Annotated in this window: 13 protein-coding genes; 8 read left to right on the top strand and 5 right to left on the bottom strand. The window is 65.0% G+C overall.

Going from position 1 to position 12478, the window contains the following annotated elements; translation table 11 throughout:
- Positions 1–64: 64 nt before the first annotated feature.
- The gene (locus tag JN756_RS32365; RefSeq protein ID WP_376740623.1) at positions 65–820 is read left to right on the top strand and encodes a methyl-accepting chemotaxis protein; all 756 of its coding nucleotides are present in this window, start codon (positions 65–67) and stop codon (positions 818–820) included.
- Positions 821–1066: 246 nt separating this feature from the next.
- Here the strand turns inward: JN756_RS32365 and JN756_RS11035 are convergent, their stop codons facing one another.
- Genes JN756_RS11035 through JN756_RS11020 form a run of 4 tightly spaced genes read right to left on the bottom strand, consistent with a single transcriptional unit; the run spans position 1067 to position 3658 of the window.
- A complete protein-coding gene (locus tag JN756_RS11035; RefSeq protein ID WP_046384041.1) occupies positions 1067–2380 on the bottom strand; it encodes a sensor histidine kinase in 1314 nt (437 codons plus the stop codon).
- Complete coding sequence (locus JN756_RS11030; RefSeq protein WP_046384042.1) at positions 2377–3045, bottom strand: response regulator transcription factor; 669 nt, start codon at positions 3043–3045, stop codon at positions 2377–2379. The genes JN756_RS11035 and JN756_RS11030 overlap by 4 nt, the downstream gene beginning before the upstream one ends.
- Positions 3045–3356, bottom strand: a complete 312-nt coding sequence (locus tag JN756_RS11025) for a PepSY domain-containing protein (protein WP_017847012.1) — start codon at positions 3354–3356, stop codon at positions 3045–3047. The genes JN756_RS11030 and JN756_RS11025 overlap by 1 nt, the downstream gene beginning before the upstream one ends.
- Positions 3356–3658 carry a PepSY domain-containing protein gene (locus tag JN756_RS11020; RefSeq protein WP_057004898.1) on the bottom strand — a complete coding sequence of 101 codons (303 nt, stop codon included), beginning with the start codon at positions 3656–3658 and terminating at the stop codon, positions 3356–3358. Before JN756_RS11020 ends, JN756_RS11025 begins: the two co-directional genes overlap by 1 nt.
- A gap of 159 nt (positions 3659–3817) precedes the next feature.
- Here JN756_RS11020 and JN756_RS11015 point away from each other — a divergent pair, with 159 nt between their 5' ends.
- From JN756_RS11015 to codA, 6 genes are all read left to right on the top strand, one after another.
- A complete protein-coding gene (locus JN756_RS11015) occupies positions 3818–4897 on the top strand; it encodes a patatin-like phospholipase domain-containing protein (protein WP_201022100.1) in 1080 nt (359 codons plus the stop codon).
- Positions 4898–4974: 77 nt separating this feature from the next.
- Complete coding sequence (queD, locus tag JN756_RS11010; protein ID WP_017736453.1) at positions 4975–5331, top strand: 6-carboxytetrahydropterin synthase QueD; 357 nt, start codon at positions 4975–4977, stop codon at positions 5329–5331.
- A gap of 31 nt (positions 5332–5362) precedes the next feature.
- Complete coding sequence (locus tag JN756_RS11005; protein ID WP_057004896.1) at positions 5363–5986, top strand: NUDIX hydrolase; 624 nt, start codon at positions 5363–5365, stop codon at positions 5984–5986.
- Positions 5987–6177: 191 nt separating this feature from the next.
- On the top strand, positions 6178–7446 hold the full coding sequence (gene codB / locus JN756_RS11000) for a cytosine permease (protein ID WP_017847008.1): 1269 nt from the start codon (positions 6178–6180) through the stop codon (positions 7444–7446).
- Complete coding sequence (locus JN756_RS10995) at positions 7443–8648, top strand: PucR family transcriptional regulator (protein WP_046384045.1); 1206 nt, start codon at positions 7443–7445, stop codon at positions 8646–8648. Before codB ends, JN756_RS10995 begins: the two co-directional genes overlap by 4 nt.
- Positions 8649–8675: 27 nt before the next feature.
- Positions 8676–9911: a cytosine deaminase gene (gene codA, locus JN756_RS10990; protein ID WP_046384046.1), complete on the top strand. Its 1236-nt coding sequence runs from the start codon at positions 8676–8678 to the stop codon at positions 9909–9911.
- Positions 9912–9954: 43 nt separating this feature from the next.
- Here codA and JN756_RS10985 read toward each other — a convergent pair whose 3' ends face one another.
- Positions 9955–10950 carry a diaminopimelate epimerase gene (locus JN756_RS10985; protein WP_201022099.1) on the bottom strand — a complete coding sequence of 332 codons (996 nt, stop codon included), beginning with the start codon at positions 10948–10950 and terminating at the stop codon, positions 9955–9957.
- Between the two features lie 352 nt (positions 10951–11302).
- Between JN756_RS10985 and JN756_RS10980 the strand changes: the two genes are divergently transcribed.
- On the top strand, positions 11303–12454 hold the full coding sequence (locus JN756_RS10980; protein ID WP_201022098.1) for an MFS transporter: 1152 nt from the start codon (positions 11303–11305) through the stop codon (positions 12452–12454).
- Positions 12455–12478 lie beyond the last annotated feature (24 nt).

Raw genomic sequence — 12478 nt, 5'->3', positions numbered from 1 at the left:
GGTGCAGGACGCCCGCGGCACCGCCGACCAATCCGCCGCGATCGCCAGCGAAACCAGCGCTGGCATGGAGCAGCAATACCGCCAGGTCGACCAGGTGGCCACCGCCTCCCATGAAATGAGCGCCACCGCCCAGGACGTCGCCCGCAGTGCGGCCCAGGCCGCCCAAGCCGCGCGCGATGCCGACCAGGCCACCCGTGACGGCCTGCAGGTGATCGACCGCACCACCACCAACATCGGCCATCTGGCGGCGGACATGAGCACCGCCATGACCCAGGTTGAAGGCCTCGCGACCAACAGTGCACAGATCGGCTCGGTGCTCGAAGTGATTCGCGGCATCGCCGAGCAGACCAACCTGCTGGCCCTCAACGCCGCCATCGAAGCGGCCCGGGCCGGTGAGGCCGGCCGTGGGTTTGCCGTGGTCGCCGACGAAGTGCGCAACCTGGCGCGTCGTACCCAGGAGTCGGTGGAAGAAACCCGCCTGGTGATCGAGCAACTGCAAAGCGGCACCACCGATGTGGTCGGCGCCATGGGCAACAGCTATCGCCAGGCCCAGAGCAGCGTCGAACAAGTCGGCGAGGCGGTCACCGCCCTGCGCCAGATCGGCGCCGCGGTCACAGTGATCAGCGACATGAACCTACAGATCGCCAGCGCCGCCGAAGAGCAAAGCGCAGTGGCCGAGGAGATCAACAGCAACGTGGCGACAATCCGCGATGTCACCGAGTCGCTGTCGGAACAGGCCAACGAATCGGCGCGCGTCAGCCAGGCGTTGAACCACCTGGCCAATCAGCAACAGGGGTTGATGGATCATTTCCAGGTGTGAGTGACCGACACCAACTCTGAAGGAAATCCAATGTGGGAGGGGGCTTGCCCCCGATTGCAGTGGGTCAGTCAAAGGCTACATCGACTGATTCACCGCTATCGGGGGCAAGCCCCCTCCCACACTTTTGATCGGCTGGTCATCGCCAGGCCATGATTAATACATGTAAACGATGTCTCCGGTTTCAAACGTAAAGGATGTCTCCGGTCTGTACCGGGGTAAGCCCCCTCCCCCCATTTTTGAACGACCTCAGCGTTTGGGCAGTTCGATCAGCACCTTGAGCCCGCCCAGTTGGCTTTCCTGCAACTGCAACACCCCGCCCCACACCTCGACGATATCGCGCACGATTCCCAGGCCCAGGCCATGGCCGTCGGTCTGCTCGTCCAGGCGCGTACCACGGCTGAACACCCGGTCGTGTTGGGCTTCGGGAATGCCGGGGCCGTCGTCTTCCACCGCCAGCAGGTAACTGTGCGGCGTCTCGCCGATGCTCAGGCGCACCTGCGCATCCGCCCATTTGCAGGCGTTGTCCAGCAGGTTGCCGAGCAGCTCCAGCAGGTCTTCGCGGTCCCAGGGCAATTGCAGGCCAGGGACGGCGTGGTGGCTCAAGTCCAGGTGGTCGCCGTGGACCATGTTCAGGGTCGCCAGCAGGCCCGGCAGTTCGTTCGCGCAATCAAACAAGGCGCCCGGCAGGGTGTCGCCGGCCAGGCGTGCGCGGTTGAGTTCGCGGTCGAGGCGCTGTTGCACCTGTTCAAGCTGTTCGCGCAGCAGCGTGCGCAAGCGCGGCTGATCCTTGAGCGCTTCGCTCGACGCCGCGCTCAACAGCACCGACAGCGGGGTTTTCAGCGCGTGGCCGAGGTTGCCCAGGGCATTGCGTGAACGCTTGAGGCTGTCTTCAGTGTGAGCCAGCAGGTGGTTGATCTGCGCCACCAGCGGTTCCAGCTCCTGCGGCACCTGGGTGTCGAGTTGCGAGCGCTGGCCCTGTTGCAGCTGGGCGATCTGGTTGCGCGCAACTTCCAGCGGGCGCAAGGCGCGACGGACCGTGACCCGTTGCAGGATCAACACCAGCAACAGGGCCGCCACCCCCAGCACCAGGCCGATCTGACGCATCAGCCGAAAGCTTTCGCGCACGGGCGTGTAGTCCTGGGCCACGCTGATGGAAATCAATTGGCCGAAGCGCTTGTAGTCCGAGCGCAGTACCAACAGTTGCTGGCCTTCCGGCCCCAGCTGCAGATTGCCCTTGAGCCCGGCCGCGGGCAGGCGTGGCAGCTCCTGGTCCCACAACGAGCGGGAGCGCCAGTGGATGTCGGCGAAATCGATACGGAAATAATGCCCCGAGAACGGCCGCTGATAGGCCGGCGCCAGGCGTTGCTCGTCGAGTTGCACGCCATTCGGCCCGCGCACCAGCGCCACCAGCAGGTTCTCGCTGTCATTGCGCAGGCCGGCCTCCAAATAGCGCTGCAAACCGGCTTCGAACAACCACAGGCTGGTTTGCGCCAGCACCACGCCGACCACCACCATCACGCTGATCAGCCCCAGGCTCAGGTGCCGCTGGATCGACTTCATGCAGGACTGGCGCCGAACCGGTAACCCTGGCCGCGCCGGGTTTCGATCACGCTGCGGCCCAATTTGCGGCGCAGGTGGTTGACGTGGACTTCGAGCACATTCGAATCGCGCTCGGTCTCACCGTCATATAAATGCTCGGCCAGATGGCTTTTCGACAGGATCTGTTGCGGGTGCAACATGAAATAGCGCAGCAAGCGAAACTCGGCGGCGGTCAGCTGGATTTCGTCGCCGTCGCGCAGCACGCATTGGCGCCCTTCATCCAGGTGCAGGCCGGCCGCTTGCAAGGTCGGCTGGTTGGCCTGGCCATGGGAACGGCGCAACAGCGCCTGGACACGCAGGTGCAGTTCTTCGGGGTGAAACGGTTTGCTCAGGTAATCGTCGGCGCCGGCCTTGAGCCCTTCGATGCGCTCGGCCCAGGAATCGCGCGCGGTGAGGATCAGCACCGGGGTGGCCAGCGCGGCCGCGCGCCATTGCGCCAACACCTCGAGCCCGGGCAAGCCGGGCAGGCCGAGGTCGAGGATGATCAAGTCATAGGGTTCGCTGCGGCCCTGGTACGCGGCATCGCGCCCATCGGCCAGCCAATCGACGGCATAGCCCTGGCGCTGCAGGCCGGCCAGCAGTTCATCGGCCAGCGGTACGTTGTCTTCCACCAACAGCAGGCGCATCAGTCTTCCTCGTCTTTGATCAGCGCACCGCTGGTGGCGTCGAGTTTGATCTCGCGCACCACACCGTCGGTCGTCACCAGTTCCACTTCATAGGCATATTGCTCGTCCTTTTTCTCAAGCTCGGCCTCCAGCAGCCGCGAGCCGGGGTGGCGCGCCATGGCCTGCTGCAACAGTTGCTCGAGCGGCAGGATCACCCCCTGCTGGCGCAGTGCCAAGGCTTCGTCCTGGTTGAGGTCGCGGGCTGACAGGCTTGAGCAAAACGCCAGGAGCACCAGCCCCGCCCAGCCAGCGGCGCGTCGATATACCTTCATTACGTATCCTGATGATTCTTGAGCACATGCCCGGTGAGCGCGTCCAATTCAACCTCCCATTCGATGCCGTCGACATCCTCCAGTTCGACCTCGTAGAGGTACTTGCCGTAGACCTCGTCCAGGTCGGTGTCCAGCAGGGTCGAACCGGGATGCAAGGCCAGGGCCGTGGCGTCCAGCTGATCGAAGGCGACAATAGTAACAGTGCCGGGCCCGCGGAGTGACTTGTCGGGGTCGGCTGCCAGGGCCTGTGCCGCCAAAGAGGCCGCGCACCCGGCGGCGACCAGCATTGTGAGACGCTTCATGCTGAGTCTCCGTTTCACGATATTTGTCCTACACCCGCCAGCGTATCCGCGGCAACTTAACTGAAACTGAATTGCCACCATGGCAATTCGCGTCACCCGCATTTTCCTTCACCCGGCGAGATTTTCTATACTGCCCCGCTCGCTTCAACAGAGACCGGTATGACAGCCATCCACATCAAGTTTCCCGCCCTGACCCTCAAGGCCGGCAAACGCGCCTTTGCGCGCATTCGCGAGCAAGGCCTCAAGCCTGCCGATGTCGGTATCCTTCCCGGTGCGGCAGGCGGGCCCAAGGCCTTGGGCATCCAGGGCCTGGACCTGGCGCTGTTCGGCGAGTGGCTGCCCCGCGCGCCACGCGAACGTGCGCTGATCGGTGCCTCCATCGGTTCCTGGCGGTTTGCCAGCGCCTGCCTGCCCGACCCGGTGCAAGGCCTGCTCGACCTCGGCCGCCTGTACAACGAACAACGCTTCGCCAAAGGCGTGACCATGGCCGAGGTCAGCCAGAGCTGCCGGCGCATGCTCGACGACCTGCTGGCCGGGCGCGATGCGCGGGTACTGGACAACGCCGACTATCGGCTGAACATCATGGTGGTCAAGAGCCACGGCCTGCTCGCCGATGACCACCGCGGGCGGCTGGGCCTGGGCCTGTCGTCGGTGATTGCCGACAACCTGCGCGGCCGTGCGCGGCTGTCGCGGCATTTCGAGCGGCTGATCATCCATGACCCACGCCAGGCGCCGCCAGTGCATGCGCTGCGGGATTTTCCGTCGCGCTTCCTCGACCTGAACCTGGGCAACCTGCGCCAGGCGCTGCTGGCGTCCGGCTCGATCCCCATGGTGATGCAAGGCGTGCGCGACCTGCCGGGCGCTGGCGCGGGCACCTACCGCGACGGCGGCCTGCTGGATTACCACCTCGACCTGCCCTACCACGGCGATGACATCGTGCTGTACCCGCACTTCACCGACCGCGTCATCCCCGGCTGGTTCGACAAGGGCCTGCCGTGGCGACGCAGCAATCAACAAGGCTTGCAGGACGTGTTGCTGCTGGCGCCGTCGAAGGACTACCTGGCCCGCCTGCCCCACGGCAAACTGCCGGACCGCAGCGACTTCAAGCGCTTTCTGGGCGATGACGCGAGTCGCAACAAATACTGGCAAACCGCAATGAGCGAGAGCCGGCGCCTGGGCGATGAGTTTCTGCACCTGGCCGACCAGGGTGGCCTGGGCGAGCGCTTGCAGGCGCTTTGACCCAGCGGTATGCGCGAGGCGCGATGTAACTGTTAAACTCGCCGCCTGCCAGAAACCTGACCGAGCTGAAAAATACTGTGGAAATCTTCAAGGAATTTACATTCGAATCCGCCCACCGCCTGCCCCACGTGCCAGACGGCCACAAATGCGGGCGCCTGCATGGGCATTCGTTCAAGGTGGCGATCCACCTGAGCGGCGACCTGGACCCCCATACCGGCTGGATTCGCGACTTCTCGGAGATCAAGGCGATTTTCAAGCCGCTCTATGAACGCCTCGACCACAACTACCTGAACGACATCCCCGGCCTGGAAAACCCCACCAGCGAAGTACTGGCCAAATGGATCTGGACCGAATTGAAACCCCTGCTGCCGGAACTCAGCGCGATTCGCATCCATGAAACCTGCACCAGCGGCTGCATCTATCGCGGCGAGTAACCCTCACGTCAACGCCCTGCGGGAGCGCCCCATGGAAAACACCTGGCTGGCCCAGGCCAAACGCTTGCAGGCATTGGCTTCCACGGGGCTGCATTTTTGCACCGACGACTTCGAACGCGAGCGCCTGGAAGAAATTGCCGAGATCGCCCACAGCATGCTCGCGCAATTGGGCAATGTGCCGCTGGAGCGCATCAGCGGGCTGGTCCCGGATTTCGCCCAGCGCTATTCGACGCCAATGATCGATGTCCGCGGCGCGGTGATCGACGGCGAGCGCATTCTGCTGGTACGCGAGGCGACCGATGGTTGCTGGGCGCTGCCGGGGGGCTATGCCGATATCGGTCTGTCGGCCGCAGAAAACATCGTCAAGGAGATCCGCGAGGAAGCCGGGCTGACCGTGACGGCGCGGGCGCTCTACAGCGTCACGCACAAGGCCAAGGGCTTGTATCGCCCGGATGTGCGGGACTTCTACAAGCTGTATTTCCTGTGTGAACGGGTCGACCAACTGGCGCCGACGGCCGGGTTCGAAACCACCGAGGTGGGCTTTTTCACCCTCGACGACCTGCCGCCGCTGTCCCGTGGGCGCACCATCGAAAGCGATCTCGAGGCGGCCTTTGCGTTTCATCGCGGCGAAACCACGCTGACGCTGTTCGACTGATCCAATTTGTATCACCGCTGCACCGCTTTCGTGCCCGATTGGGCACCGCGACCACTCCCGCCCGCGTTCCGCGCCTGTCTGGCGATAAATCCTGTGCATACTGCACAACACCCACCGTGCGCCCGTCACTGCTGCTCAATTGGCACGCGCGGTGCAATAGGCCTGCGTCACTCATTCAGGGAGCAAGGCACATGACGCAGCAAGAACCGGGCAACGATTACCCCCTCAGCGAAGTCCCGATGCACGCACGCAAGGGCCTGGCGTCCACCGCCATGGTGCTGCTGGGCTTCACCTTTTTCACCGCGACCATGTTTGCCGGCGGCAAGCTGGGCGTGGCGTTCAGTTTCGTCGACATGCTCGGCGTCGTGGCCTTGGGTAACCTGCTGTTGGGCATTTATGCCGCAGGCTTGGGTTACATCGCGTTCAAGAGCGGCCTGAACTCGGTGCTGATGGGGCGCTTCTGTTTTGGCGAAGTCGGCAGCAAGCTCAGTGATTTGATCCTCGGTTTCACCCAGATCGGCTGGTACGCCTGGGGCACCGCCACCGCCGCCGTGGTGCTGGGCAAATATTTCGAGCTGAGCCAGGGCAGCGTGCTGGTGCTGATGGTGCTGTTTGGCCTGCTGTTCTGCGCCACGGCCTACGTGGGCTATCGCGGGTTGGAGATTCTGTCCTACATCGCGGTGCCGGCCATGGGCATTCTGTTGTGCCTGTCGATGTGGGTCGCCACGGTGAAAGTCGGCGGGCTGCAAGGCTTGCTGGCGGTGGTGCCGACGTCGGAACTGGACTTGTCGACGGCGATCACCCTGGTGTTCGGCACCTTTGTCAGCGGCGCGACCCAGGCCACCAACTGGACGCGCTTTTCGCGCTCGGCCAAGGTCGCGGTGCTCGCCAGCCTGATCGGTTTCTTTGTCGGCAATGGCTTGATGGTGCTGATCGGGGCTTATGGCGCCATCGTCTATCAACAGCCCGACGTGGTGGAGGTGTTGCTGCTGCAAGGCTTTGCCACGGCCGCGATGGCGATGTTGCTGCTCAATATCTGGAGCACGCAGGACAACACCATCTACAACTTCGCCGTGGCCGGTTGCAACCTGCTGCGCACCCGCCGCCGCAAGACGGTGACCCTGGCAGGTGCGGTGATCGGCACGCTGCTGGCGCTGCTCGGCATGTACGACATGCTGGTGCCGTACCTGATCCTGCTGGGCACGGTGATTCCACCGATTGGCGGGGTGATCATGGCGGACTTTTTCTATCGCTACCGCGGCCGCTATCCGCGCCTGGCCGATGCGCGCCTGCCGGCGTTCAACTGGCCGGGGCTGACCGCCTACGCCGTGGGCACCGTACTGGCGTTCAATTCGCCCTGGGTGGCGCCGTTGGTGGGGATCGTCGCCGCGTCGCTGACCTACATGCTACTCAGCGCCGTACTGCGCGTGCGGGCACCGTTGGCTGACGCACAGGCATGAGCCTGACCATCGCCGATGTGCTCGCCCTGCCGGGGCTGGATTCCCTGTGCCTGCGCGCCGGGGCGGCGGGCCTGGAGAATGCCGTGCGCTGGCCGTATGTCGCAGAGAACAGCGGCATCGCCGAGTGGGTGCTGGGGGGCGAACTGGTGTTCGTCACCGGTATCAATCACCCACGGGACGAAGCGAATTTGCTGCAACTGCTGGAGGAAGCCTGCCTGCGTCAGGTGGCCGGGTTGGTGATTCTCACCGGGCCGGCCTACATCCAGGCGATTCCCCAGCGCTTGCTGGACGCCGCCGAAGCCGCCGACATGCCGCTGATCGAACAGCCTTACTCACTGAAAATGGTGCTGGTGACCCAGGCGATCGGTTCGGCGTTGATCCAGTCGGAGCAATTGGGCCGCTCGCGGCACGATGTGCTGGAGCGGTTGCTGGCCGGTGACTATCAATCGTTGGATCTGCTGCTGCACCGCGCCGCCCAGTTGGGCATGCCCCTGGCCGGCCATTGGCAAATCGTGCAGTTGCAGTTGGAGGGCAGCGACGCGTTATTTGCCCAGGGTGAGGCCGCGCAGATGGAAGCGCAGTTGGCGCGGCAACACGACAGCATTACCCGGCGCTTGCGGCAGTTGTCGGCCGCGGTGCCGGTACTCGGGCGCGCCGGCCAATGGACGTTGCTGCTGCCGGCCGCCGATGCCGTCGCGGCGCTGGCTAACCGGGAACAACTGGCCAATTGGTTGAAGCCGCTGAACCTGCGTCTGGCGCCGCTGAAACTGTTCATCGGCCTGAGCGCCGCCGCCCACCCGCCGGCGCGCCTGGCCCAGGCGCAGGATGAAGCGCGCCAGGCGTTGGCCGCCGCGCGGCGCTTCAGCGAACGCGCCGGGCTCTGCGTGTATGACGAACTCGGCGTATTGAAGCTGCTCAGCGGCGTGCGCGATCGTGCGCTGCTCGACCAGTTTCTCAATGACCGCCTGGGCCCGTTGCTGCGCCACGACCTGCACCATGGCCCAAGCCTGCTGCCGACCCTCGAAGCCTGGTTCCACGAGAATGGTAACCTTGTGGCCGCCGCGCAGCGCCTGGCCGTCCACCGCAATACCCTGACGCACCGCGTCCAGCGCATCGAAGCCCTGTGCGGGCTGAGGCTGGATAATTCGTATGACCGCCTGGACATCGGCATCGCGCTGATGATCTGGCGGCTGTCTGCCTGATTGTTTTTAGCCAAGAGGAACTTGCCCATGCACATCATCAACGCCCGCCTGCGCAACCGTGAAGGCCTGCATGATCTGCACCTGGAACACGGCCGGATCGCCAGCATCACGCCGCAAACCACAGCCCCCACGGCGGGGCCCGACGACCTCGACGCGGCCGGCAACCTGGTGATACCGCCCTTCGTCGAACCGCACATCCACCTCGACGCCACCCTCACCGCCGGCGAGCCGCGCTGGAACATGAGCGGCACCCTGTTCGAAGGGATCGAGTGCTGGGGCGAACGCAAAGCCACCATCACCCACGAAGACACCAAGGCCCGCGCCAGGAAAACCATCCAGGCCCTCGCCGCCCACGGTATCCAGCATGTGCGTACCCACGTCGACGTCACCGACCCGGACCTCACCGCGCTCAAAGCCATGCTCGAAGTGCGCGAGGACACTGCGCACCTGATCGACCTGCAAATCGTCGCCTTTCCCCAGGAGGGCATCGAGTCGTACCGCAACGGCCGCGAGCTGATGGAAGAAGCCGTCCGCCTGGGCGCCGACGTGATCGGCGGCATCCCCCACTTTGAATACACCCGCGACCAGGGCGTGAGTTCGGTGAAGTTCCTGATGGACCTGGCCGAACGCAGCGGCTGCCTGGTCGACGTGCATTGCGACGAAACCGACGACCCGCACTCGCGTTTCCTCGAAGTGCTCGCCGAAGAAGCGCGCAGCCGCGACATGGGCGCCCGCGTCACCGCCAGCCACACCACGGCCATGGGTTCCTACGACAACGCCTACTGCGCCAAACTGTTCCGCCTGCTCGGGCATTCCGGTATCAGCTTCGTCTCCTGCCCCACCGAAAGCATTCATCTGCAAGGGCGCTTCGACAGTTTCCCGAAACGGCGCGGCGTCACCCGCGTCAACGAACTGCTGGAAGCCGGCATGAACGTGTGCTTCGGCCAGGACTCCATCGTCGATCCCTGGTACCCCCTGGGCAACGGCAACATCCTGCGGGTGCTCGAAGCCGGGTTGCACATCTGCCACATGCTCGGCTACCGCAACCTGCAAAACGCCCTGGACCTGGTCACGGACAACAGTGCCAAGGCCATGGCCCTCGGCGATCGCTATGGGCTTGAACCCGGCCGGCCGGCCAACCTGTTGATCCTCTCGGCCGACAGCGACTACGAGGTGATTCGCAGCCAGGGCCTGGCGCTGTACTCGATCCGCAACGGCAAGGTGTTGATGAAGCGCCAGCCGGCGCAGGTGACGTTTTTGTAGCACGCGGGGTTCCATGGACAGCCGCTGATACGACTCGACGCGATCAGCCGCGCGGCCCTGCATCGAGCTGCGGCCGCGCAGCCCCGAACAGGCTGACGCTCAGCACTGTCGCATCCTGAATCTGCAACCGAACCGGCACCGTACCGCCCGGCATCACCACCGCGACCTCCCCGCCCGCGACCCAACCGGCGCGCCACGCGGCGCACGCCACGGCACAGGCGCTGGTCCCGGAGGACGCCGTCGGCCCCTCTCCCCGCTCGAACACCCGCGCAAGCACTCGATTGCCGGACGCCTGGGCAGCCCATTGCAAGTTGACCCCGGCCACACAGGGCTGGCCACGCCCGGCAGGTGGCGCAAATGCAATCGCCTGCAAGGGCTCGAACAGTGCGCTCTGGTGCATCGGCAGATTGTCCGGCAGCGCAGCGGCCTGGTACACCAACGTCACGCAATGGGGGTTGCCCACCCGCACAAACTGGCTGCGCGTCCATGCCGGGTTGATCGCCGCCAGCGCGGACACATGGCTGAACGCCCCCTCTTCGGCGCCAGGCAGGTCCGCGCCGACCGCCAGCGGGCCGAACGCCGGCTGCCCCAACGCCAGCCAGAACCCACGCACCTGCTCGTGCAGTGCCGGTTCGACATAGGTGGCCAGCGGCGACTTCGCATCCTGTTTATCGTGATGCACCCGCAGCTCGCAGCCCTGCGTCATCAAGCCCTGATCGCTCAGCGCCTGGGCAAAGATGGTCAGGCCATTGCCACTGCGCTCCGCAAGGGAGCCGTCAGTGTTGACGATCAACAGGTCGAACGGCGGCGCCGCCTGGAACGGCCCGACCAACAACCCATCACAACGGTGCGCCTTGGCGCCAGCCGGACGCGGCGAAGGCCCCCAGCCACATTCGGCGGCAATAGCCGGCAGTGCCCAAGCGTCGCGCCGGCTCGCCGCGAGGGCCGCAGTGTCGGGCACCTCGACCCCGTGGCGACGCAAACAGGCCGGGCTGACCACCCCATAGATATTGCCGCGGGCATCGTAGAACCGGGTCATGGGGTCGCCTGGCTGAAAGTCCTTCATCGCTTCGTCCGTCCAATCGTCTGCACACAGAAGCAGCAGCGTATTACAGAACGGTCGGCGCGTGGGAAGTGGTCTGGAAGGTGCGTCATCCGCCGCAGGAAGCCTGGGGTTCAGCAATTCTCACGGGGATTACGCACCTTCCAGACCACCTCCTACACGTCGATGTCCTCTAGGTGGCAGCCAGTGTCCAGAGCGTTCCGTGCTGGCGAAAATAAAACCCGTCGCCAGCGCGAACGCCGCGTGAACCTGGCTCGCTCGATCAGGCTTGATGTGTAAGGATGTCGCGCCGGACATCGTTCGTTGAACGCAAAACCAAGGATTCTCCATGACTGCCATCCCCACCCCAGCGCCCGTGGTTCCCGGGCGGCTGGAGCAAATGTCGACGCGCATCGCCTTCTTCATCGCCGGCTTCGGCATCGCCGCCTGGGCGCCGTTGGTGCCGTATGCCAAGGCCCGCGCCGAACTCAACGAGGGCACCCTAGGCCTGTTGCTGCTGTGCCTGGGGGGCGGCTCGATCATCGCCATGCCGGTGGCCGGCGCACTGGCCTCGCGCTATGGTTGCCGGCGCGTACTGAGCGCCGGGACGGTCCTGATCTGCCTGGCGTTGCCCATGCTCGCCACGGTCAGTTCGATCCCGTTGCTGATGGCTGGTCTGTTCCTGTTCGGCGCGGGCCTGGGTACGGTCGACTCCACGGTCAACCTGCAAGCGGTGATCGTCGAGCGCGCCAGCGGCAAAACCATGATGTCGGGCTTCCATGGGTTGTTCAGCCTGGGCGGCATCGTCGGCGCAGCGGGGGTCTCCGGGTTGCTGGGGCTGGGGTTTTCGCCGCTGCAGGCGACCCTGGTGGTGATCGTCATCATGGCGCTGGCGCTGTTCAAGGCCGCCCCCCACTGGTTGCCCTACGGCAGTGAAAGCGCCGGGCCGCCGTTTGCCATTCCCCACGGCGTGGTGCTGTTTATCGGCGGCTTGTGTTTCATCGTGTTTTTGGCCGAAGGCGCCGTGCTCGACTGGAGCGCGGTGTTCCTCAGCGCCGAACGCGGCCTGGATGAAGCCTACGCCGGCCTGGGTTATGCGGCCTTTGCCCTGACCATGACCGCCGGGCGCCTGACCGGCGACCGGATTGTCCGTCGACTGGGGGCTGCCCGGGAGATCGTCACCGGCGGGGCGCTGGCGGCGGCCGGGATCTTCCTCGCGACCCTGTCACCGGCCTGGGCCATGTCCCTGCTGGGCTATGCGCTGGTCGGCGCCGGATGCTCAAATATCGTCCCGGTGCTCTACACCGCTGTCGGCAAGCAGACCGTCATGCCGGAACACATCGCCGTGCCGGCCATCACCACCCTCGGCTATGCCGGTATTCTCGCGGGGCCCGCGGTGATCGGTTTCATTGCCCATGGCAGCAGCCTGGCGACTGCCTTCCTGTTGATCGGGGGATTGCTCGCAGCGGTGGCGGTCAGCGGCAAAATACTGCGGGTATGAGCAAAGGACATGAGCGGCCTGAAT

This window comes from Pseudomonas sp. Y39-6, assembly GCF_023651955.1.
In the GTDB taxonomy this organism is placed as follows: domain Bacteria; phylum Pseudomonadota; class Gammaproteobacteria; order Pseudomonadales; family Pseudomonadaceae; genus Aquipseudomonas; species Aquipseudomonas veronii.
Note: the sequence above shows the minus strand (reverse complement) of the source record. Positions and strands in the feature narration are given on the sequence as shown.